This window comes from Pseudomonas yamanorum, from assembly GCF_013386765.1.
In the GTDB taxonomy this organism is placed as follows: domain Bacteria; phylum Pseudomonadota; class Gammaproteobacteria; order Pseudomonadales; family Pseudomonadaceae; genus Aquipseudomonas; species Aquipseudomonas yamanorum_A.
On record NZ_JACARE010000030.1, the window covers coordinates 44,189 to 65,774 of the forward strand.

Annotated in this window: 18 protein-coding genes and 1 pseudogene; 12 read left to right on the plus strand and 7 right to left on the minus strand. The window is 58.9% G+C overall.

Going from position 1 to position 21,586, the window contains the following annotated elements; all coding sequences use genetic code 11:
• Positions 1 to 40: 40 nt before the first annotated feature.
• Positions 41 to 1,072 (minus strand): annotated as a pseudogene (locus tag HX875_RS33225) (HAMP domain-containing protein); the annotation flags it as partial.
• Between the two features lie 196 nt (positions 1,073 to 1,268).
• Here HX875_RS33225 and HX875_RS22985 point away from each other — a divergent pair.
• Entirely contained in the window at positions 1,269 to 2,747 is a 1,479-nt protein-coding gene (locus tag HX875_RS22985) for a helicase HerA-like domain-containing protein (protein WP_177046004.1), read from the plus strand.
• A gap of 60 nt (positions 2,748 to 2,807) precedes the next feature.
• Here the strand turns inward: HX875_RS22985 and HX875_RS22990 are convergent, their stop codons facing one another.
• Positions 2,808 to 3,263, minus strand: coding sequence for a DUF721 domain-containing protein (locus tag HX875_RS22990; RefSeq protein WP_177046006.1), 456 nt, complete (start codon positions 3,261 to 3,263; stop codon positions 2,808 to 2,810).
• Between the two features lie 305 nt (positions 3,264 to 3,568).
• On the opposite strand from HX875_RS22990, the gene secA reads away from it, so the two are divergent.
• From secA to HX875_RS23005, 3 genes are all read left to right on the plus strand, one after another.
• Positions 3,569 to 6,304, plus strand: a complete 2,736-nt coding sequence (gene secA, locus HX875_RS22995; RefSeq protein ID WP_177046008.1) for a preprotein translocase subunit SecA — start codon at positions 3,569 to 3,571, stop codon at positions 6,302 to 6,304.
• Between the two features lie 121 nt (positions 6,305 to 6,425).
• Positions 6,426 to 7,643 (plus strand): bifunctional glutamate N-acetyltransferase/amino-acid acetyltransferase ArgJ, encoded by a 1,218-nt coding sequence (argJ, locus tag HX875_RS23000; RefSeq protein WP_003209777.1) that lies wholly within the window; start codon positions 6,426 to 6,428, stop codon positions 7,641 to 7,643.
• 153 nt (positions 7,644 to 7,796) lie between these two features.
• Complete coding sequence (locus HX875_RS23005) at positions 7,797 to 8,741, plus strand: Nudix family hydrolase (protein ID WP_177046010.1); 945 nt, start codon at positions 7,797 to 7,799, stop codon at positions 8,739 to 8,741.
• Positions 8,742 to 8,897: 156 nt separating this feature from the next.
• Here HX875_RS23005 and HX875_RS23010 read toward each other — a convergent pair whose 3' ends face one another.
• Genes HX875_RS23010 through HX875_RS23020 form a run of 3 tightly spaced genes read right to left on the minus strand, consistent with a single transcriptional unit; the run spans position 8,898 to position 12,479 of the window.
• On the minus strand, positions 8,898 to 9,476 hold the full coding sequence (locus HX875_RS23010) for a cob(I)yrinic acid a,c-diamide adenosyltransferase (RefSeq protein WP_177046012.1): 579 nt from the start codon (positions 9,474 to 9,476) through the stop codon (positions 8,898 to 8,900).
• A gap of 2 nt (positions 9,477 to 9,478) precedes the next feature.
• Positions 9,479 to 11,515, minus strand: a complete 2,037-nt coding sequence (locus HX875_RS23015) for a sensor histidine kinase (protein ID WP_177046014.1) — start codon at positions 11,513 to 11,515, stop codon at positions 9,479 to 9,481.
• Between the two features lie 46 nt (positions 11,516 to 11,561).
• The gene (locus HX875_RS23020) at positions 11,562 to 12,479 is read right to left on the minus strand and encodes a putative 2-dehydropantoate 2-reductase (RefSeq protein WP_177046015.1); all 918 of its coding nucleotides are present in this window, start codon (positions 12,477 to 12,479) and stop codon (positions 11,562 to 11,564) included.
• Between the two features lie 125 nt (positions 12,480 to 12,604).
• On the opposite strand from HX875_RS23020, the gene HX875_RS23025 reads away from it, so the two are divergent.
• Together HX875_RS23025 and HX875_RS23030 are read left to right on the plus strand one after the other, a co-directional pair.
• Positions 12,605 to 13,090: a YajQ family cyclic di-GMP-binding protein gene (locus HX875_RS23025; protein ID WP_093205682.1), complete on the plus strand. Its 486-nt coding sequence runs from the start codon at positions 12,605 to 12,607 to the stop codon at positions 13,088 to 13,090.
• A gap of 135 nt (positions 13,091 to 13,225) precedes the next feature.
• Positions 13,226 to 14,068, plus strand: a complete 843-nt coding sequence (locus tag HX875_RS23030) for a mechanosensitive ion channel family protein (protein WP_177046018.1) — start codon at positions 13,226 to 13,228, stop codon at positions 14,066 to 14,068.
• A gap of 191 nt (positions 14,069 to 14,259) precedes the next feature.
• Here the strand turns inward: HX875_RS23030 and HX875_RS23035 are convergent, their stop codons facing one another.
• Positions 14,260 to 15,531 carry an OprD family porin gene (locus tag HX875_RS23035; protein ID WP_177046020.1) on the minus strand — a complete coding sequence of 424 codons (1,272 nt, stop codon included), beginning with the start codon at positions 15,529 to 15,531 and terminating at the stop codon, positions 14,260 to 14,262.
• Between the two features lie 883 nt (positions 15,532 to 16,414).
• Here HX875_RS23035 and HX875_RS23040 point away from each other — a divergent pair.
• Complete coding sequence (locus HX875_RS23040; protein ID WP_177046022.1) at positions 16,415 to 16,840, plus strand: HIT domain-containing protein; 426 nt, start codon at positions 16,415 to 16,417, stop codon at positions 16,838 to 16,840.
• Between the two features lie 3 nt (positions 16,841 to 16,843).
• Complete coding sequence (locus HX875_RS23045) at positions 16,844 to 17,050, plus strand: SlyX family protein (RefSeq protein ID WP_169386128.1); 207 nt, start codon at positions 16,844 to 16,846, stop codon at positions 17,048 to 17,050.
• An 83-nt stretch (positions 17,051 to 17,133) separates the two neighbouring features.
• On the opposite strand, the gene HX875_RS33020 is transcribed toward HX875_RS23045, so the two are convergent.
• Positions 17,134 to 17,736, minus strand: a complete 603-nt coding sequence (locus tag HX875_RS33020) for a cold-shock protein (protein WP_177046024.1) — start codon at positions 17,734 to 17,736, stop codon at positions 17,134 to 17,136.
• A gap of 428 nt (positions 17,737 to 18,164) precedes the next feature.
• Between HX875_RS33020 and HX875_RS23055 the strand changes: the two genes are divergently transcribed.
• The 4 genes from HX875_RS23055 to aspS all read left to right on the plus strand — a co-directional run bounded on the left by HX875_RS23055 (position 18,165) and on the right by aspS (position 21,521).
• Positions 18,165 to 18,638, plus strand: coding sequence for a Dps family protein (locus HX875_RS23055; protein ID WP_003209800.1), 474 nt, complete (start codon positions 18,165 to 18,167; stop codon positions 18,636 to 18,638).
• A gap of 214 nt (positions 18,639 to 18,852) precedes the next feature.
• The gene (locus tag HX875_RS23060) at positions 18,853 to 19,206 is read left to right on the plus strand and encodes a ribbon-helix-helix domain-containing protein (RefSeq protein WP_177046026.1); all 354 of its coding nucleotides are present in this window, start codon (positions 18,853 to 18,855) and stop codon (positions 19,204 to 19,206) included.
• A 209-nt stretch (positions 19,207 to 19,415) separates the two neighbouring features.
• A complete protein-coding gene (locus tag HX875_RS23065; RefSeq protein WP_003209804.1) occupies positions 19,416 to 19,637 on the plus strand; it encodes an FmdB family zinc ribbon protein in 222 nt (73 codons plus the stop codon).
• A gap of 108 nt (positions 19,638 to 19,745) precedes the next feature.
• On the plus strand, positions 19,746 to 21,521 hold the full coding sequence (aspS, locus tag HX875_RS23070) for an aspartate--tRNA ligase (RefSeq protein WP_177046029.1): 1,776 nt from the start codon (positions 19,746 to 19,748) through the stop codon (positions 21,519 to 21,521).
• The last annotated feature ends 65 nt before the right edge of the window (positions 21,522 to 21,586 follow it).

The following is a 21,586-nucleotide window of genomic DNA, read 5'->3' on the forward strand; positions in this document are numbered from 1 at the left end:
TGGCCGAGGACACTTCGCGAATCGAGGTGTGAATGCGCTCCACGAAGCGATTGAACGCGCTGCCAAGTACACCGAACTCGTCATGGTTTTGGATGGTCAGGCGGCGCGTCAGGTCGCCTTCTCCGTCGGCGATGTCTTCCATGGCGCGGGTCATGATGTGCAGTGGCTGTAGGAGGATGCGGATCAGCATGCCCAGCAGGGCGATGATGATGACCACCGCGATGATCGTGGCAATGATCGCCGAGGTGCGGAATTCGCTGAGCATTGCGAAGGATTTGTCTTTATCCACCGACAGGCCCAGGTACCAGTTCACCGAGGGCAGGCCCTTGATCGGGGTAAACGTGACGATACGGGTTTTGCCGTTGACCTCGACCTCGCTGAAGTCGCTGCTGATCTTCGGGGTGTTGGTTGGATAGACATCGGCCAAGGTTTTCATCACCAGGCTTTTGTCGGGGTGCACCAGCACTTTGCCGTCGGCGCTGACCAGGAAGGCATACCCCATGCCGCCGAAGTTCAAGGCGCCAATGTTGTCCACCAGGGTTTGCAGGCTCAGGTCGCCGCCCACCACGCCGACGCTCTGGCCCGCTTTGCTGCTGGGGGTGGCGATGGAGATGATCAACTGGCCGGTGGCCGCATCAATATAAGGTTCGGTGAGGGTCGAGCCGTTGCTGCTCTGGGCGCCCTTGTACCAGGGGCGCACACGCGGGTCGAAGCCGTCGGGCATCTTGGTGTCGGGGCGGATCACGAAGCCGCCTTTGCTGTCGCCAAGGTAGGTCGCCATGAATGAAGACGTCAGGGCTTTCTGTTCCAGAAGGTTGGCGACGGTGCTTGAGTCGGGGTTGATGGCGATGTTCTGCGCGGCGCTTTCTATCAGCACAATGCGCCCGGCCAGCCAGGTCTGGATATTGCTGGCGGTGACATCGCCCATTTCATGCAGGTAGTTGTTCAGGTCGTCGCGAATCGCATTACGCTGCAAGTAGTCGTTGTAGAGGGTAAACAACGCAAAGGCGGCTATGACGATAAGAGCGGCGGCAAGCAGGATTTTATGGCTGAAACGCAGATTTTTATTCATGGCTTGTGGTGTCCGCTATGGTCTTAATATCCGATGCGCGTCCTTTTGAGGCGCGCAAAATGGCTGCGTCAAAAAAAGTGTGATATTTCCATCTGCTCCTGCAGGAATTATCCGGCCCATTTTTCTAAGACTTTTTGGGTCTCTCGCGTTAACTGTATCGACCATGCAGTGCTAAAGATTAACCATGGGTGACAAAATGCCTGACTCCTCGCAACTCATTATTGGTGCAGATCTCGAAGGTCAGCCGATCGCCCAGGCGATGCGCCTGGCCAACCGCCATGGGCTGATCGCGGGTGCCACCGGTACCGGCAAGACCGTCACTTTGCAGCGCCTGGCGGAAGCCTTCAGTGATGCAGGCGTGGCGGTATTTGCCGCCGACATCAAGGGCGACCTGTGTGGCCTGGGCGCGGCGGCCAACCCTCAGGGCAAGGTCGCCGAGCGCATTGCCGGCATGCCGTTCCTTAATTACACGCCCAAGGCTTATCCGGTGACGTTGTGGGATATCCACGGCCAGTCCGGTCATCCGTTGCGTACCACCATGAGTGAAATGGGCCCGCTGTTGCTCGGCAGTCTGTTGGAACTCACCGACAGCCAGCAATCGGCCCTCTACGCCGCCTTTAAGGTGGCAGACCGCGAAGGCTTGTTGTTGCTGGACCTCAAGGACCTCAAGGCACTGCTGAATCATTTGCGCTACCACCCGGAATTGCTGGGGGAGGACGCGGCCTTGATGACCACCGGTTCCAGTCAGGCACTGTTGCGGCGCCTGGCGGTGCTGGAGCAGCAGGGCGCCGAAGCGTTGTTCGGCGAGCCGGCGCTGCAACTGGAAGACATCCTGCAACCGGCCAGTGATGGGCGCGGGCGTATTCATCTATTGGATGCCAGCCGCCTGGTGCATGAGGCGCCGAAGGTCTATGCGACGTTCCTGCTCTGGCTGCTGGCCGAACTGTTCGAGCAATTGCCGGAACGCGGTGATGCCGACAAGCCTTTGCTGGCGTTGTTTTTCGATGAGGCGCATCTGTTGTTCGCCGACACCCCCAAGGCCCTGCAGGATCGCCTGGAACAAGTGGTGCGGCTGATTCGCTCGAAAGGCGTCGGTGTGTATTTCGTCACCCAGTCTCCGGGAGACTTGCCGGACACCGTGCTGGCGCAGTTGGGCTTGCGTATCCAGCATGGGCTGCGGGCGTTCACCACCAAAGAGCAGAAGTCTCTGCGGGCCGTGGCCGATGGCTTCCGACCCAACCCGGCGTTTGATGCGCTGGCGGTGCTGACCGAGTTGGGTACAGGTGAGGCATTGGTGGGAACCTTGCAGGAAAAGGGGACGCCTGAAGTAGTCCAACGCGTACTGGTGGCGCCGCCGCAATCGCGGATCGGGCCGCTGAGCGAAGCCGAGCGGGCAGCGTTGATTGCCGGTTCGCCGTTGCTGGGGCGCTATGACAAGCCGATAGACCGGGAGTCGGCGTACGAAGTGTTGATGGCCCGCAAGGACCTGGGGCCGCAAGCCGAAGCGACGCCCGCGGCTGAAGAACCGAGCTTCACCGACAAGGCTGGTGCGTTCCTGGGGACTACAGCAGGCAAGGCGCTGAAATCAGCGATGCAGCAGGCGGCCAATCAGATGGGCCGGCAGTTGGTGCGCGGGTTGTTGGGGTCGTTGTTGGGCGGCAGCAAGCGTAAATAGCGACGCGGTCAAATGTGGGAGCGGGGTTGCTCGCTCCCACAATGAGTTTTGTGTAAGGTTTCAGGTTCTGGGCTTGGCGTGAGCAGCCAGCCGCTCCAGCGCAGCGCGCAAGTTCGGATCGGTAATCCCGTCTGCGGTGGCCTGAATGGTTTCGGCCGCAACTTCCGACAGGTCCATGGTATGCCCCACCGCACCTTGCTGCACGGTAGGCGGCTGCACCTTGAACTGGATGCGCGTCAGGCTGGCGAATTCGTCGAAAGCCATCAACTGGCGCTGCAGCCGCTTTTGCTGATAGCGCAGGCGTGTCGCCCAGTGACCGTCGGTGACGATCAGCAGCAGATTGCCTTCGCGCCACGAGGCCACATGGCAGTGTTCGCGGGCGGCGGGTTGCAGTTGGCTTTCTACCAGGCGTTGCAGATGACCAAGACGTTGCGCATGGCCGAAGATGGCTTTTAAAGGCTTGGCTTCGCGAAGCAACACGGCGGGAGCACGGGCCGTAAGAGGGCGAAATGCCATGACTGGACACCTTAAGTAACAGAGAGGCCATGGTAGCAGAAAGCGTCTGCGACGCCGCGGCCATTGCATTGCCGGCAGTTTATCCATTAAATCAACGAGTAACTTATTACCCGAATGGGTTGAAGTTCAGCAAAAAGCCCTTATTTTAAACAAGCCCTCTAAGAGCGCCGTGCCAGCATCGTGGAATAACGCCACTTTCCTCACCCACGTTTCCGGGTAGAATGCTCGTTCGCATGCGGCCGTGAGGGCTGCTCGGGCGACTCACGGGGCGCCCTCCATCCCTATGTGTGGAAGAACCTGCCGATATGTTTGCGCCTTTGTTAAAGAAACTTTTTGGAAGCAAGAATGAGCGCGAAGTCAAACGCATGCTCAAGACGGTGCAGCTGGTCAATGCCTTCGAAGAGCAGATGGTTGCCCTTTCGGACGAGCAATTGCGCGCCAAGACCGAAGAGTTCAAGGCCCGCATAGCCAAAGGTGAAACCCTCGACAAGCTGCTTCCCGAAGCCTTTGCGGTCGCCCGCGAAGCCGGTAAGCGTGTCATGGGCATGCGCCACTTCGACGTCCAGTTGATCGGCGGCATGACCTTGCATGAAGGCATGATTGCCGAAATGCGTACCGGTGAAGGCAAGACCCTGGTGGCAACCCTGGGCGTTTACCTCAACGCACTGTCCGGCAAGGGCGTGCACGTTGTGACGGTGAACGACTACCTGGCTCGCCGGGATGCCAACTGGATGCGTCCGCTGTATGAATTCCTCGGCCTGACCGTCGGTGTTGTCACGCCGTTCCAGCCGCCGGAAGAGAAACGCGCCGCCTACGCTGCCGACATCACCTACGGTACCAACAACGAATTCGGTTTCGACTACCTGCGCGACAACATGGCGTTCAGCATGGAAGAAAAATTCCAGCGCGAACTCAACTTTGCCGTGATCGACGAAGTCGACTCCATCCTGATCGACGAAGCCCGTACCCCGCTGATCATTTCCGGTCAGGCCGAGGACAGCTCGCGCCTGTACACCGAGATCAACAAGCTGATCCCGCGCCTTGAGCAACACATCGAGGAAGTGGAAGGCGTGGTGACCAAAGAAGGTCACTTCACCATCGACGAGAAGACCCGTCAGGTCGAGCTCAACGAAGCCGGTCACCAGTTCGTCGAAGACATGCTGACCCAGATCGGCCTGCTGGCTGAAGGCGAGAGCCTGTACTCGGCGCACAACCTGGGCCTGTTGACCCACGTGTATGCAGGCCTGCGCGCTCACAAGCTGTTCCATCGCAACGTTGAATACATCGTGCAGGACGGCCAGGTCGTACTGGTCGACGAACACACCGGTCGTACCATGCCGGGCCGCCGTTTGTCGGAAGGCCTGCACCAGGCGATCGAAGCCAAGGAAGTCCTGAACATCCAGGCTGAAAGCCAGACTTTGGCCTCGACCACCTTCCAGAACTACTTCCGTCTGTACAACAAACTGTCCGGCATGACCGGTACAGCCGACACCGAAGCGTTCGAATTCCACCAGATCTACGGTCTGTCGGTAATGGTTATCCCGCCGAACAAACCACTGGCGCGTAAAGACTTCAACGACCTGGTGTTCCTGACCGCCGACGAGAAATACGCGGCCATCGTCGCCGACATCAAGGAATGCATGGCCCAGGGCCGTCCGGTGCTGGTGGGTACGGCCACCATCGAAACTTCCGAGCACATGTCCAGCTTGCTGAACAAGGAAGGCATCGAGCACAAGGTCCTCAACGCCAAGTTCCACGAAAAAGAAGCCGAGATCATCGCCCAGGCCGGTCGCCCGGGTGCATTGACCATCGCCACCAACATGGCCGGTCGTGGTACCGACATCCTGTTGGGCGGTAACTGGGAAGTGGAAGTGGCTTCCCTGGAAGATCCAACGCCTGAGCAAATCGCACAGATCAAGGCCGACTGGCAGAAGCGTCACCAGCAAGTGCTGGAGTCCGGTGGCTTGCAGGTGATCGCTTCCGAGCGCCATGAATCGCGCCGTATCGACAACCAGCTGCGTGGTCGTGCCGGTCGTCAGGGCGACGCCGGTTCCAGCCGTTTCTACCTGTCCCTGGAAGACAGCCTGATGCGCATCTTCGCCTCGGACCGGGTGAAGAACTTCATGAAAGCCCTGGGCATGCAGTCCGGTGAAGCGATTGAACACCGCATGGTGACCAACGCCATCGAGAAGGCCCAGCGCAAGGTAGAAGGCCGCAACTTCGACATTCGTAAGCAACTGCTTGAGTTCGATGACGTCAACAACGAACAGCGTAAAGTGATTTATCACATGCGTAACAGTTTGTTGGCCGCCACCAACATCGGCGAGACCATTGCCGATTTCCGCCAGGACGTGCTCAACGCCACAGTCAGCGCTCACATTCCGCCACAATCCCTGCCTGAGCAGTGGGATGTTGCCGGCCTGGAAGCGGCCTTGAAGAGCGACTTTGGTGTCGACTTGCCGGTCCAGCAGTGGCTCGACGAAGACGATCACCTGTACGAAGAAACCCTGCGCGAGAAGCTCATGACCGAGCTGCTGGCCGCGTACAACGAAAAAGAAGAGCAGGCGAGTGCCGAAGCACTGCGCACCTTCGAGAAGCAAATCGTACTGCGCGTGCTGGACGACCTGTGGAAAGACCACCTGTCGACCATGGACCACCTGCGTCACGGCATCCACTTGCGTGGCTACGCCCAGAAGAACCCGAAGCAGGAGTACAAGCGCGAGTCGTTCACGCTGTTCTCCGAGCTGCTGGATTCGATCAAGCGCGATTCGATTCGTGTGCTGTCCCACGTTCAGGTGCGTCGCGAAGACCCGATCGAGGAAGAAGCTCGCCTGCGTCAGGAAGCCGAGGCACTGGCTGCGCGCATGCAGTTCCAGCACGACGAAGCGCCTGGTCTTGAGGCTCCGGAAGTGTTGGGCGAAGAGGTCGATGTGGCCCTGGCCCAAGCTCCGGTGCGCAATGAGCAGAAGCTGGGTCGCAACGAGCTGTGCTGGTGCGGTTCGGGCAAGAAGTTCAAACACTGCCACGGCGAAATCAACTAAGATTTTCGCCTGACGCTGCAACACCCCGCGCCGCGACCGGCATCAGCCGTCGCGGCGTTTTGCCATTTCATCACCGTCGATAGCGACGGGGTACACATCCAATATTTTTAGGAGCGCATTCATGGCTGTTGGTCTTGGTCCTTTGCCCACGTTGCACCCGGTTGCCGGTTTTGAACTCGGTATCGCTTCGGCCGGCATCAAACGCCCGGGGCGCAAGGATGTGGTGGTGATGCGCTGTGCCGAAGGCTCGACCGTCGCGGGTGTGTTCACCCTGAACGCGTTTTGCGCAGCTCCCGTGATCCTGGCCAAGCAGCGGGTTGAAGGCCCGGTGCGTTACCTGCTGACCAACACCGGCAATGCCAACGCCGGCACCGGTGAGCCAGGCCTGGCTGCCGCTGCCCGCACCTGCGCCAAGCTGGCCGAGCTGACCGGCGTGGACGCCAGCCAGGTGCTGCCGTACTCCACCGGCGTGATCGGTGAGCCGCTGCCGGTAGAGAAAATCGAAGGCGCGCTGCAAGCTGCACTGGATGACCTGTCGGTGGATAACTGGGCGGCCGCGGCGACCGGCATCATGACTACCGACACCCTGCCAAAAGGCGCGAGCCGCCAGTTTGTGCACGAAGGCGTGACCGTTACCGTCACTGGCATCAGCAAAGGCGCCGGCATGATTCGCCCGAACATGGCGACCATGCTCGGCTACATCGCCACCGACGCCAAAGTCTCCCGCGATGTGCTGCAAAACCTGATGCTCGATGGCGCCAACAAGTCGTTCAACCGCATCACCATCGACGGCGACACTTCGACCAACGATTGCTGCATGTTGATCGCTACCGGCCAGGCCGACCTGCCGGAAATCACCTCGTCCAACGGCGCGTATTTCGCAGCCTTGAAGCAGGCGGTGTTTGAAGTTTGCATGGACGTGGCCCAGGCCATCGTGCGTGACGGCGAAGGCGCCACCAAGTTTGTGACGGTTGAGGTCAACGGCGGCGGCAACCACCAGGAATGCCTGGATGTGGGCTACACCGTGGCTCACTCGCCGTTGATCAAGACTGCGCTGTTTGCCTCTGACCCGAACTGGGGCCGTATCCTGGCTGCTGTTGGCCGTGCCGGTGTGCCGAACCTGGATGTGAGCAAGATCGACGTGTTCCTCGGCGAAGTGTGCATCGCCAGCCGTGGCGCCCGTGCCGAGACGTACACCGAAGCCCAGGGTTCTGCGGTGATGCAGCAGGAAGAAATCACCATCCGTATCGAGCTGGGTCGCGGCGAGTGCAGCGAAACCATCTGGACCACTGACCTGTCCCACGAGTACGTGAAGATCAACGCGGAATACCGCACCTGATACACAGGTATGGCGGGGATCACTGTAGGAGCGAGCTTGCTCGCGAAAAACCAGAGGGCGCCTCTTTGAACCAGCAAGCCCGCGTTATCGTTAACGACTTTCGCGAGCAAGCTCGCTCCTACAGGTGGATTTACGTTTAGAGGAAATAGTGCGGTGAAACGAGTTCATGTAGCAGCAGCGGTCATCCGGGGTGTCGACGGCAGGATTCTGCTGGCGCGCCGCGCCGATACCCAGCATCAGGGCGGCCTCTGGGAGTTTCCCGGTGGCAAGGTGGAGGCCGATGAATCGGTCGCTACCGCGCTGTCCCGTGAATTGCAGGAAGAGCTGGGCATCCAGGTCACCACGGCTCGCCCGTTGATCAAGGTGCAACATGATTACCCGGACAAGCAGGTGTTGCTGGATGTCTGGGAAGTCTCGGCCTTTACCGGCGAGCCCCACGGTGCCGAAGGCCAGCCCCTTGAATGGGTCGCCCCGCGGGACCTGCCGAACTATGAGTTTCCGGCGGCCAATGCGCCGATCGTTGCGGCGGCGCGGTTGCCGGCGCAATACCTCATCACGCCCGGTGAGCTGGAAACCCCGGTGCTGTTGCGCGGCATTCAAAAAGCCATCGCGGGCGGCATCAAGCTGGTTCAGTTGCGTGCTCCCAACGGTTACGACCCCAAGTACCGTGACCTGGCGGTGGACGCCGTGGGCCTGTGTGCGGGCAAGGCTCAGTTGATGCTCAAGGGGCCGTTTGAGTGGCTGGGGGATTTCCCCGCGGCCGGTTGGCATATGACCTCGGCGCAACTGCGCAAGTACGCCAGCAAGGGGCGACCTTTACCCAAGGATCGTTGGTTGGCGGCGTCTTGCCATAATGCTGAAGAGCTGGCGTTGGCGGAGTTGATGGACGTGGATTTCGTCACGCTGTCGCCAGTGCAGCCGACGCAGACTCATCCTGACGCGCAGCCGTTGGGTTGGGAGCAGGCGCAGCAGTTGATCAGCGGGTTCAGCAAGCCGGTGTTCTTGCTTGGTGGGGTTGGGCCTGCCGAGCTGGAAAAGGCCTGGGAAGCCGGGGCTCAAGGTGTGGCGGGGATTCGGGCGTTCTGGCCTGAGGTTTGAGGCATAACCTCGGCCAATGGCCAATGGCCAAGGCAGCTTGTTGTGGCGAGGGAGCTTGCTCCCGCTGGGCTGCGCAGCAGACCCAAAATATTGGGAGCGCTTCGCACTCCAGCGGGAGCAAGCTCCCTCACCACAGGTTCAATCAGTCAGTAAGCATTAGTGCGGCTTTGCGGCCGCCTGCCACAAAATCTCCGCAACGCCCTGGCGCCTGGCAATCACCCTGGCCGCCACGAACAGCAAGTCCGACAGCCGGTTGATATACGCCAACCCCACGCCTTCCAGCGGTTCCACCGCATTCAGGTGCTGACACCGCCGTTCTGCACTGCGAGCCAGGCTGCGGCATACATGGGCCTGGGCAATCAACGCCGAACCACCTGGCAGAATGAAGTTCTCCAGCGGCCCGACCTCTTCATTCCAGCGATCGATCGCCGCTTCCAGACGGTCGACTTCCGCCGCATTCAGCGCCTTATACACGGGCATCGCCAACTCACCGCCCAGATCAAACAGTCGATGCTGGCAAGGCGTCAGCACTTCGATCACATCCTTAAGCGCCGGATGTTGCCCGCTCTGTTCCTCCAGACCCGCCAACAGCAAACCAAGTTGGCTGTTCAGCGCATCCACTTCGCCAATCGCCTCCACCCGTGGATGGTCCTTGGGCACGCGGCGGCCGTCGCCCAGGCCGGTTTCGCCCTTGTCGCCGGTACGGGTATAAATCTTCGACAGGCGAAAGCCCATGGTTAGCGCTCCAGTTGAGTGAGTTCGTTGGGGGGCAATTGGCTGCCCGCCAAAGGTAGCCGCAGGGTGAAGCAGGTGCCTTGGCCGAGGGTCGACTGGACCTCCATCTGCCCCTTGTGATTGTTGGTGATGATGAAATACGAAACCGATAACCCAAGCCCGGTGCCCTGGCCGATTTCCTTGGTGGTGAAGAACGGTTCGAAGGTGCGTTTGCGCACGTTTTCGCTCATGCCGATGCCGTTGTCTTCCACCTGGATTTCCGCCCAGGGCGGGTTGAGCCGGGTACGCAGGATGATGCGCCCGGGCTCGCTGTCGTCTTCGCGCTGGTGAATCGCCTGGGCGGCGTTTTTCAGCAGGTTGAGCAGTACCTGTTCCAGTTCGTTGGCGGTGCCGGGCACCGGGCCCAACTGCGGATCGAACTGGCGGATGATCGCCTGGCCCTTGAAGTCGAAGCCCACGGTGAGGTCGAAATCGTTGCCGGCAATTTCCACCGCCTGGTCGATCAAGGCCGGCAAGTCGCAGGGCGCCATCTGGCGGTTGCTGCGGCGGCTGAAGCTGAGCATATGGGTGACGATTTTTGCCGCTCGGGCGCCGGCTTGCTGGATGCCGTCGAGCAATTGCGGCACTTCGCGGCTTTGCAGGTAGCGGTTGACCGTGTCCAGGTCAATGCCCACCTGCTCGGCATGCTCGAGGTTTTTAGGCAGTTCGTTGGACAGCCGGCGGCGGATGTTCTGCACGTTATGCAGGATCGCCCCCAGCGGGTTGTTGATTTCGTGGGCCATGCCGGCGGCCAGGCCGCCGACCGAGAGCATCTTCTCGGACTGCACCATCATTTCTTCCAGGGACAGGCGCTGGGTGATGTCGTCGATCCGGATCACCACGCCGCGCCCGGCACCGCCCATCAGCGGGTAGAACGTCAGGGCGTAGTGTTTGGCCTCGTCATCCTTGACCCAGGTTACCCGCTCGATCCGTTCCACGGTGTGTTGCTCTACCGTGGCCTTGATCTGCGGCAGGAAGGGCTTGAGCGGCTGGAAGGCGAGGAAGATCGGCTGGTTCAGCGCCTCGTCCAAGCGGGTGCCGGAAAGCGCACTGGCTTCCTGGTTCCATTGGGTGACGTAGAGCTGTTCATCGAGGGCGATCAGCGCCGAGGGCATCGAGTCGATGATGCTGTTGAGGTAATTCTGGAAACCGGTGAGTTTTTTCTCGATCTTGCTGCGCACCTGCACTTCCAGCTCCAGCTTGCGGTTGGTGTGGCGGGTTTCTTCCGCCAGGCCCTGGGCTTGATCGTAGGCGGCCTGGGAATCGTCCCGCGCGCGCTTGAGTTGCTGTTCGCGGGCTTCAATGCGCGAGAGCATGGTATTGAAGGCTTCGGCCAGGCTGCCGATTTCGTCATGGTTACCGCGACCGGCGCGCAGGGCGTAGTTCTCTTCCCGGGTGACCTGGCGCGACAACTCTTCCAGCTCATGGATCGGCCGGGTAATCAGGCGCTTGATCTGCCGGGCAATCACCAGCCATAGCAGTACGCTGAAAATCAGGATGCCCAGGCTGGCGGTGAAGGTGCCGGTGTAGAACGCCACCGGCAGTTCGCTGCTGGCCACCAGCAACAGATGCCCGGACGGTTGGCCGGCCCGGGGAATGGTGATCACTTGATTGCTGCGAAACTCGGTGGCGCGCCAGATTTCAATCTCGTGGTAGTTGTCTGGCAGGTGCAGGCGATTGGCGTGTTGCAACTGGGCCAGGCGTGTCCCGTCGCCGTCATACAAGGCCGCAGCCCTTAATGGCGAATAACTGGTGAGTTCATCCAGCAGGGTTTGCGCCTTGAGCGGTGAGTCCAGTGCCTCGGCAGACAGTGACGGGTTGGACACCAGCCGACCGATGGCCTGCAAGGCCTGGGGCGCCATGCTTTCCTGGGAGATCCAGTAGGCGGCGCTGATAAAGGTAAGGTTGGCCACCAGCAACACGGTGGTCAACAAAACCAGCAGGGCCGCCAGCAGTTTCTGGCCAACCGGTAGATTTTCGAGACGCTGGCGCAGTGGCATCAAGGTTTTCGCTGCAAAGGAACAAGCAGGCAGGGTAGCGCGTGCTTCAGTCGCTGGGCAATCCGCGTGCAGACAGTCGCTGCACCAATCGCACCTGGAGTTGCTGCAGGTGCGGCAAGCTCAGTTGATGGCGTGCGGCCGCCTGGCAGGCGTACCCCAGCAGGTAGCTGATTTCGGTGCGTCGGCCACTGGCCACGTCCTGGTACATCGACGAGTAATTGGCTGCGGTGGCCTGGATCACACGCTCCACTTCGTTTTGCAAATCCTGTGCGGCAGCCGGTTGGCCGCAGCACTCAAGCAGCTCGGCGAGTTCGGCGCACAGGGTGGCGACCTCGCATTGATGGGCTTGCAGGTCGCCATTGCGGCATTCATACAGCATGGTCAGCGGGTTGATTGCGCAGTTCAGCGCCAGTTTGCGCCACAGGCGGGTGAGGATGTCGGTGCTCCACTCGTGGGGAATGCCGGCGGCTTGCAGGTCATCCAGCCATATCGGTGGAGTAGGGTGGCTCGCGTCCCCGAGCCAGGTATAACCGTGGCCGGCAAACACTACCCGCCAGTCGCTTTCGCGAAACGCGCCTTCGGTGCTGGAGGCAAAAATACAGCGGGCTTGGGGCAGTTGGGCGGCGACCGCGTCCTGGCTGCCCAGGCCGTTTTGCAGCAGGATCAGTTCGGCGTCGGGCGCCAGCCGGTGTTCAAGCTGTGCGACGGCCTCTTGGGCGTCGTAGGCTTTGCACGCCACCAGCAGGCGATGAATCGGCCCAGGACTGTCGCAGGTTTCGCCAACGACCGGGTAGGTGTGGGCCACGCCTTGCTCAACCAGGGTCAGGCCATTAGCCACCTGATAGCTCGCCAGCCGCGCGTGGTCCCGCAGGATCAGCCTTACGGGCAGCCCGGCACGGGCCAGGCGGGTGGCCCAGAGTGTTCCGAGGCTGCCAGCACCGAGGACATGCCAGGTGGTCGACATCAGTTTTTACTCCGTAAGGCTGCCCGCAGTGAACGAGGCGAAAGAACCGCTATAATGCCCGGGCATTTTAGCCTGGGCGTGCTCCATCTCTACTGAGCCGCGCCCCTTTTTATTGGAGAAATTACATGCCGTCGTTCGACGTGGTATCCGAACTGGACAAGCACGAACTCACCAACGCCGTCGAGAACGCCGTCAAGGAGCTGGATCGTCGCTATGACTTGAAGGGCAAGGGCAGCTTCGAGTTCAAGGAAAAAGACCTCGCCGTCAACCTCACCGCAGAAGCCGACTTCCAGCTTGAAGCGATGATTGAGATCCTCAAGCTGTCGCTGGTCAAGCGCAAGATCGATGCACAGTGCCTTGAAATCAAGGACGCTTATGCCTCCGGCAAGTTGATGAAACAGGAAGTCGTGTTCAAAGAAGGCATCGACAAGGAGCTGGCGAAGAAAATCGTCGCTCATGTCAAGGACGCCAAGCTCAAGGTCCAGGCCGCGATCCAGGGCGAGCAGGTGCGTATCACCGGCAAGAAGCGTGATGACTTGCAAGAGGCCATTGCCGCCTTGCGCGCCAAGACTTTCGACATGCCGCTGCAGTTCAATAACTTCCGCGACTGATGGCTCTTTGGGGAACCTGCGGGCGTTTTTGACGTCCCACGCCCCAGAGCCTGCGCCCACCATTGAGCCCTACGGGGCTCAATTGCATTTATGGCCACTCAATATGCCGAGCATCCGGTAAACAGGAGAATGTAGATGGATTTGAACGCTGAAGTGGATCACCTGATCAAGACCTCGGAGTCGTGGTTACCGATGATCATGGAATACGGCAGCCGGTTTTTGCTGGCCTTGGTCACCCTGGCCATCGGTTGGTGGCTGATCAACGTCTTGACCCACCGAGTGGGGCGTTTGCTGGCACTGCGTAATGCTGACCTGGCGCTGCAACACTTCATTACCAGCCTTGCGAACATTGCGCTCAAGGTCATGCTGGTGGTTAACGTGGCCTCGATGATCGGCGTCGCAACCACATCGTTCGTTGCCGCGATTGGTGCCGCTACCCTGGCCATCGGTCTGGCATTGCAAGGCAGCCTGGCGAACTTCGCCGGCGGTGTGCTGATTCTGTTGTTCCGTCCGTTCCGCATTGGTGACTGGATCGAAGCCCAGGGCACTTCCGGTACCGTCGACAGCATCCAGATCTTTCACACCGTGTTGCGCACCGGCGACAACAAGACGGTGATCATCCCGAACGGCAGCCTGTCCAACGGCCTCATCACCAACACCAACCGTCAGCCGACCCGCAAAGTGGTGTTTGATGTGGGTGTCGACTACGAAGCCGACCTGCAGAAAGCGCGCGAAGTGCTGCTGGAACTGGCCAAGGACCCACGGGTACTGGCTGATCCTGCGCCGGCAGCCGTGGTTTCGACCCTGGGCGACAGTTCAATCACCGTTTCCCTGCGAGTCTGGACCAAGACTTCGGATTATTGGGATGTGATGTTCATGTTCAATGAACTGGCACGTGATCGTTTGAAAGGCGCGGGAATCGATATTCCGTTTCCCCAGCGGGTTATTCGAGTAATGCAGGAAAGCGCTACGAAGTGAGGGTGTGACTTGCGGATCAAACTTGTCCGATGTGTCAGGTTTGATGTGTAGGATTAAACTAGATAGTTAGCTTGCTAGTTATGTGGTTGTTGAGATCAAGTTGCAATAGAAAAGCCGCTCACTTGCGAACAAGTGAGCGGCTTTTTAGTTAGAGCCGAAGCCCTAAGTCATCGTTGTAATCAAACTGCCAATTACAAGATGTTCAGCGGGTATTGTGCGATCAGACGCAGTTCGTCGATGGACGCCGAACCGTAGTACACACCATCGCTGGAGCGATAAGTGGCTTGACGTACGCGCAGGCTCAGGTCTTTGGCTGGGCCGCTCTGGATCACGTACTTGGCTTCGATGTCACGTTCCCACTCTTTACCGTTCGAGGTGTCGGCGGTGTTGGCGCCGGTACCTTTAACGTAGCGAGTCATGAAGCTCAGGCCTGGTACGCCGAAAGTCGCCATGTTCAGGTCGTAGCGAGCCTGGAAGGACTTCTCGTCTTCAGCGTTGAAGTCGGAACGAGCGATGGAGTTGGCAAGGAAGATCGTGCCGCCGCCGTCTACGCCGTAGCCGTAGTCACCGTCACCGCTAACCTTCTGGTAGGCCAGGGTAAAAGTGTGAGCCTGGATGGTGTACGCGCCTTGCAAGCTGTAGGCACGGTTATCCAGCTTGGTGGTGCCGTCTTTCTCAGCCCGTTGCAGGCCAGCGCCATCACTTTTGGTGCTGTAGATGTTGAAGTCGACCGCCAGGGACTGTTCATTGCTAAGCGCATGGGTCCAGTTCAGGTTGGCGTAGGTTTTCTTCCAGTAGTCTTCGGTCTTCGCGTAGTAGAGGCTGGCGCTGACTTCTGGAGTCAGGGCGTAGACGCCACCGATGAAGTCGGTTTTTGTCAGGCCCAGGCTGTCGCGGTAGGTCTGGGCTTGCGCCACGCTCGACGTGAAGTGACCGCCTTCCAGTTTCAGGCCTTTGATCTCGTTGCTGACAAGCGAGATACCCTGTGGCAATTCAGGCAGCAGACGGCTGTCGTCGGAAGCGAATACAGGCGCGGTGGTGTACTGGTCGCCGATTTTCAGGACCGTATCGGAGATACGGAACTTAACTGCGCCGCCGCCTTTGGAGTAGTCATCCTGCGAGCGACCGTCGGAGCCGGTAGGAAACAGGCCGGTACCGGAACGACCCTTGCCGCTGTCCAGTTTGACGCCCAACAGACCGATCACGTCGACACCCACACCGATGGTGCCTTGGGTGAAGCCCGACTGGTACAGGCCGTTGAAGCCCAGGCCGGTTTCGTCGACGCGGCTTTTGCCGGTGTCATTGTTACGGAAGTCGCGGCTAAAGTTCAGGAGGCGAGTGTTGATGCTGAAGGTACTGTCTTCAACAAAGCCCTTGGAATCGTCCTGGGAGGACGCCATTGCGAACTGCGAGGTGCCTGCTGAAACAGCCAGGGCGATCATGCTCCACTTCATCACGCGCATCGTGATTTGCTCCTTTGGTTTTAGGAAGAGTACTGCCGTCCCACCTATATTTTTGTCTGGGCGGCTCTTTCTTTTTTGTGTCGGCGCAAACTTATATCACGCTGACAATATTGGCGATACTTGCCCATCTATCCTTTCAGCTTCTTTACGAGCCTGTCGTAAATTGCTATGTCCATGTCGCAAATTTACAGTCCGAATGTAACCGAACTGACAACTTCAATACTGTTTTAAAACCTTGGAATCAGGGTGGAAAAGTCACCCTTAAAAGTTTTAACACTTCCCTGAAAAGCATTGACCCGCTGTTGTTTTCTGTCGCGAAACACCTGCTTCCCGCCGGTGCTGTTGTCGACCATATGGGTGTGAATGCAACAAGCGTGCACAAACCGGAAACCGAATGTGATTTTTTCGTGAAAATTGTCAAAGCCCTGTAAAAACCGCATAAGCACGGGCTTTTTACGCCGTTTGGTTTGGCCTTGACTCGCCTGCTGTACTCCTGTTCGGTGGTGCATAAAACCTGCACCAGGGCAAAACGTTACCGGTTCACCCCGATCGGTGGGTAGTCGGCGGATCCCTTTGAGGCACAAATGGGTCATTTTGGTGCAGTTGTTCCCGGCCGGGTTTTTTGCTCCAACTCTCTATTTGTACCTTGCAAGCCCTCTGGATCAGGGTCTTGAAGCGGGTTCTGTGTTCCGGCTTTGACCAGGTTCGGTTGCATTGGTCATTTAGCGTAGCCGAAATATTAGCCTGTCTCGAAATGGTGCGCTTTTTTTCGTGGCGTCCTGTTAGGGCGCGTATTTGGCCCGGTGCATTCGCCGTGAAGCGCCGGACATTCGCAGGTATGCTGGGCGCCTGAAACCTGACCCGCCGAACGGGAGTGACTGCTGTGTTCGCCTTAGATCCACGTCTTCAACAAGACACCTTGCCCATCGGGGATTTCCCCCTGTGCCGGCTGCTGCTGTCCAATGACTCGAATTACCCATGGTTCATCCTGGTGCCGCGCATAGAAGCTATCAGCGAAGTGTTTCAACTGGATGTCGCTGACCAGCAGCGGGTGTGGCAGGAAAGCACAGCGCTGGCGCAGTTGCTGAATGAAGGCTTCGGCGCCGACAAGATGAACATTGGCGCCCTGGGTAATGTTGTCAGCCAACTGCACGTGCATGTGATCGTACGCAAGCGCGACGACGCCGCCTGGCCGGCGCCGGTCTGGGGCAAGCATCCGGCGAAGCCTTACAGCGACGAGCAAGTGGCGGTGATTCGTGCACGTCTGCGCGAGATCCTGCCGGCTGACTTTACGTTCCTGGAGGCTTGAGCCATGGATCTTCAAGACCGTGTGATGGACCTGGAGAGTCGCCTGGCCTTTCAAGACGACACCATCGAGACCCTCAATGACATCCTGGTTACCCAGCAACGGGCGGTCGAACGCCTGCAGATGCAGATGACGGCGCTACTCAAGCGCCAGGAAGAAATGGGCGGCCAGTTCGAGTCCTCCGAGGAAGAAGCGCCACCGCCTCATTATTAATGAGGCAGGGGGAAATCCCCGGGCATAAAAAAACCGCGATGCAGCCAGGCTGCATCGCGGTTTCTTTTTTCGGGGTGCTGGAATCAGCGACGCGGCAACGCGGCGATCACATCTTCAGCTTGCAGGCCCTTGTCACGGTTCATCACGGAGAACTCCACGCGCTGGCCTTCCACCAGGACGCGATGGCCTTCGCCGCGAATCGCCCGGAAGTGGACGAAGATATCGTCGCCCGAATCCCGGGAAATGAAGCCGAAGCCCTTGGAGGTGTTGAACCACTTGACGGTACCGGTATCCCGGTTGGTCATGTCGTAGCTTTGCGACGCAGCGGCCGGGGAGGAGCGGTAAAAACTGATGGCCAGATGAAGAACGATGGCAATCAGTGCTATTGCCAGGCTGAGCAGGACGGCCGGGTGGCCACCGACTTCAGGCATAGGCGCCAGCAGGGTGAGGGTTTGCACGACAACAGCCAGGACCAGCAGGGCGCTGACCAGGTTTTGCAGTTGATGACGCGGGCCTTTGTTCCAGTAAGGAATGACTGGAGCCAGTGTCAGGTTAAGAAGACCAAAGAAGGTCAGGTAGAGAGCGTCAGGTTGTTGCAGGTAAGGCAGGGTTTCTGATCGCAGGCTGGGGATAAAGGACAGCAGCAAAGCTGCTGCGCCCGTTAGCAGGTGGACGATTTTCAACATTTTGATTAACTCACGTTAAGACGGATCACAAGGAAGAGCTGACTGGCACGGTTCGCTTCTGAACAATGGGAGGCGTTGGGCACGTGCGCGGGTATCAGCCTATGTCGCTGCCGTGAAAAATAACGGTGGCGACACGCTGCCTATTTAACAGCAAAGCCTGTGCCTACTCAAATCAAGCATTTCAGGCTGTTACAAGGGGCACGGCATTTCTGCGGCAAACGCTTGTCCTAGACAGGTGCAGGCCTTTTCGCAGGTGTTGGGTAATTTTTCTCGCTGGGCGTGAAGCCCGGCCTGCTGTGTAGATTCGCTCTGCAAGGGGCGATTTGCCGCACCTCGGGAGGCCCGTGCGGGCTGCGCAAGGCAGGCACTCTTGCTAGAGTGGTCCAGCACCTGATCAATGAATTTTTTATCAATTGAAGGGGAAAAACATGGCAATCGATATTGGTATCAGTGAAGAAGATCGTAAATCAATCGTTGATGGACTTTCGCGACTGCTTTCCGATACCTATGTACTTTACCTGAAGACCCATAACTTCCATTGGAACGTAACGGGCCCCATGTTTCGTACACTGCACTTGATGTTTGAAGAGCAATATAACGAACTGGCGCTGGCGGTGGACTCCATTGCCGAACGCATTCGTGCCCTGGGCTTTCCGGCACCGGGTGCCTACTCGGTATACGCGCGACTTTCTTCGATCAAGGAAGAAGAGGGCGTACCGAGCGCTGAAGACATGATCAAGCAATTGGTCGAAGGCCAGGAAGCGGTTACCCGTACCGCACGCGGCATCTTCCCGTTGTTGGATAAAGTCAGCGATGAGCCGACTGCCGACTTGCTGACCCAGCGTATGCAAGTTCATGAAAAGACCGCGTGGATGCTGCGTTCCCTGCTCGAAAACAAGTAACACCGGATGCGGGTGGGCGTCTAGCTGACGCCCCTCGCGTGCTTGTTCCTCTGCGACTCCCTTCCCTTGCGAGCTTCCCGATACGCGCGTTGGCTTGTCCTACGGCGCTCGGCTCCCCGTCTTCTGGCTGCACTTGTCTTCTTGATGTTTTATAGGCCCAACGGCCAACAACAACGATTGATGGGTGGCCGTCAGGCAATGGAGTGTCAAGTGTATGTCTCGCGGAACAGGTAATGGAGTTATGGAAACGTGCGGCTTGCACAAAATAAAGGTGGATCCTTTTGCTAAAGGGTTTGATATGAACCTGGCCAGGCCATTGTCCCGATCCGTTCGGCTTAATGGGTTTTCGACGTGTTTGCGACTCGAAGAGGTTTATTGGAATATCCTTGCGGAGATAGCCAGGATCAATACCTGTTCGGTCAGCGCGCTGCTGTCTTACGTGGACCGGGAAGTGCACTTGCGTTATGGCGGTGTAAAGAACTTCAGCGGCCTGGTCAGGGTGGTTTGCGTGGTTCATGTATTGAAAGGGCGTATTACCGCGCCCACTGTGCATCCGGGGCAGGCGTGATCCTGTCGGGCCCGGGCTTCTCCCGGGTCTGGCGCCCGGCAGGAGCCTGTCGCAGGCACCTATATAAAGAGCAGCGCGCCGCCACGGCTGCACAGCCTCGATTTACCAGATATAATCCCGGGCTTTGCTGCGCATGCCGGGACTTTCCCAAGGGTTGGAGTCAGGGCAGGGCGCGGCGTACGTCGTGATCTGATCGCCGAGACATCTTCATGCCCATGTACGACTATCAATGCGCTTCCTGTGGTCATCAGTTGGAAGCCATTCAAAAGATCAGCGCCGCGCCGCTGGTCGATTGCCCTGCCTGCCAGGCACCGGAGCTTAAAAAGATGTTGTCCATGCCGGGCTTTCGCCTGAGTGGCAATGGCTGGTACGAGACCGACTTCAAGACCGGGTCGAAGAAGAATCTGGCCGGCGGCGACAAAGCAGACTGAGTTGAACTCTACGCGCAGGCTCCTGCATTATCCGTCACCTGACTTAGCTGTACGGTGATGAGGCAGGCCTCCACCGAATTTCGAATTACGAGAAGCGAAACCACTATCATGATGCGCAGCCACTATTGCGGCCAACTGAACGAGACCCTGGAAGGTCAGGAAATCACCCTTTGCGGATGGGTTCACCGTCGCCGCGACCACGGCGGGGTGATCTTCCTCGATATCCGTGATCGTGATGGTCTGGCCCAGGTGGTGTTCGATCCGGACCGCGCCGAGAGCTTCGCCGCCGCCGATCGCGTGCGCAGCGAGTACGTCGTGAAGATCACCGGCAAGGTTCGCCTGCGTCCGGCCGGTGCCACCAACGCCAACATGGCGTCGGGCATGATCGAAGTGCTGGGCTACGAGCTGGAAGTGTTGAACGAGTCGGAAACCCCGCCGTTCCCGCTGAACGAATTCTCTGATGTGGGCGAAGAAACCCGCCTGCGTTATCGCTTCCTCGACCTGCGTCGCCCGGAAATGGCCGAGAAGCTGCGCCTGCGTTCGCGCATGACCACCAGCATCCGTCGCTTCCTGGACGAGAACGGCTTCCTCGACGTCGAGACGCCGATCCTGACCCGTGCAACCCCGGAAGGCGCCCGCGACTACCTGGTGCCGAGCCGTACCCACGCCGGTTCCTTCTTCGCGTTGCCGCAATCGCCACAGCTGTTCAAGCAACTGCTGATGGTTGCCGGCTTCGATCGTTACTACCAGATCGCCAAATGCTTCCGTGACGAAGACCTGCGGGCTGACCGCCAGCCGGAATTCACCCAGATCGACATCGAGACCAGCTTCCTCGATGAAAAAGAGATCATGGGCATCACCGAGCAGATGATCCGCAACCTGTTCAAGGAAGTGCTGGACCTGGAGTTCGGCGAATTCCCGCACATGACTTTCGAAGAAGCCATGCGTCGTTACGGTTCCGACAAGCCGGACCTGCGTAACCCGCTGGAACTGGTTGACGTTGAAGACCAACTCAAAGATGTCGACTTCAAGGTGTTCAGCGGCCCGGCCAACGACCCTAAATGCCGTATTGCCGCGTTGCGCGTTCCTGGCGCTGCGAGCATGCCGCGCAAGCAGATCGACGACTACACCAAGTTCGTCGGTATCTACGGTGCCAAGGGCCTGGCGTACATCAAGGTCAACGAGCGCGCCAAGGGTGTTGAAGGCCTGCAGTCGCCAATCGTCAAGAACATCCCCGAAGCCAACCTCAACGTGATCCTGGATCGTGTTGGCGCGGTCGACGGCGACATCGTGTTCTTCGGCGCCGACAAATCCAAGATCGTCAGCGAAGCGCTGGGTGCATTGCGGATCAAGGTCGGTAACGACCTGAACCTGCTGACCTGCAAGTGGGCACCGATGTGGGTGGTCGACTTCCCGATGTTCGAAGAGAACGACGACGGCAGCTTCAGTGCGCTGCACCACCCGTTCACCGCGCCCAAGTGCACGCCGCAAGAGCTGGAAGCCAACCCGGCTGGCGCTCTGTCCCGTGCCTACGACATGGTTCTGAACGGCACCGAGCTGGGTGGCGGTTCGATCCGTATCCACCGCAAGGAAATGCAGCAATCGGTCTTCCGCCTGCTGGGCATCAACGAAGATGAGCAGCAAGAGAAGTTCGGCTTCCTGCTCGACGCCCTGAAGTACGGCGCACCACCCCATGGCGGCCTGGCCTTCGGCCTGGACCGTCTGGTGATGCTGATGACCGGTGCCCAGTCGATCCGTGAAGTGATTGCCTTCCCGAAAACCCAAAGTGCTGCCGACGTGATGACGCAAGCACCGGGTGTGGTGGACGCCAAGGCACTGCGCGAGCTGCATATCCGTCTGCGCGAGACACCAAAGGCTGAGTAAGGCCGCAGCGTGAAAGCGCGATAAGGTTTTACATTGTCAGCTAAGGGCGCATCTTCGGATGCGCC

Excerpts from the sequence above, each read along its gene's own strand:
- HX875_RS22985 (WP_177046004.1), top strand. The coding sequence starts at position 1,269 with ATGCCTGACTCCTCGCAACTCATTATTGGTGCAGATCTCGAAGGTCAG.
- HX875_RS22990 (WP_177046006.1), bottom strand. The coding sequence starts at position 3,263 with ATGGCATTTCGCCCTCTTACGGCCCGTGCTCCCGCCGTGTTGCTTCGC.
- secA (WP_177046008.1), top strand. The coding sequence starts at position 3,569 with ATGTTTGCGCCTTTGTTAAAGAAACTTTTTGGAAGCAAGAATGAGCGC.
- argJ (WP_003209777.1), top strand. The coding sequence starts at position 6,426 with ATGGCTGTTGGTCTTGGTCCTTTGCCCACGTTGCACCCGGTTGCCGGT.
- HX875_RS23010 (WP_177046012.1), bottom strand. The coding sequence starts at position 9,476 with ATGGGCTTTCGCCTGTCGAAGATTTATACCCGTACCGGCGACAAGGGC.
- HX875_RS23015 (WP_177046014.1), bottom strand. The coding sequence starts at position 11,515 with ATGCCACTGCGCCAGCGTCTCGAAAATCTACCGGTTGGCCAGAAACTG.
- HX875_RS23020 (WP_177046015.1), bottom strand. The coding sequence starts at position 12,479 with ATGTCGACCACCTGGCATGTCCTCGGTGCTGGCAGCCTCGGAACACTC.
- HX875_RS23025 (WP_093205682.1), top strand. The coding sequence starts at position 12,605 with ATGCCGTCGTTCGACGTGGTATCCGAACTGGACAAGCACGAACTCACC.
- HX875_RS23030 (WP_177046018.1), top strand. The coding sequence starts at position 13,226 with ATGGATTTGAACGCTGAAGTGGATCACCTGATCAAGACCTCGGAGTCG.
- HX875_RS23035 (WP_177046020.1), bottom strand. The coding sequence starts at position 15,531 with ATGCGCGTGATGAAGTGGAGCATGATCGCCCTGGCTGTTTCAGCAGGC.
- HX875_RS23045 (WP_169386128.1), top strand. The coding sequence starts at position 16,844 with ATGGATCTTCAAGACCGTGTGATGGACCTGGAGAGTCGCCTGGCCTTT.
- HX875_RS33020 (WP_177046024.1), bottom strand. The coding sequence starts at position 17,736 with ATGTTGAAAATCGTCCACCTGCTAACGGGCGCAGCAGCTTTGCTGCTG.
- HX875_RS23055 (WP_003209800.1), top strand. The coding sequence starts at position 18,165 with ATGGCAATCGATATTGGTATCAGTGAAGAAGATCGTAAATCAATCGTT.
- HX875_RS23060 (WP_177046026.1), top strand. The coding sequence starts at position 18,853 with ATGTCTCGCGGAACAGGTAATGGAGTTATGGAAACGTGCGGCTTGCAC.
- HX875_RS23065 (WP_003209804.1), top strand. The coding sequence starts at position 19,416 with ATGCCCATGTACGACTATCAATGCGCTTCCTGTGGTCATCAGTTGGAA.
- aspS (WP_177046029.1), top strand. The coding sequence starts at position 19,746 with ATGATGCGCAGCCACTATTGCGGCCAACTGAACGAGACCCTGGAAGGT.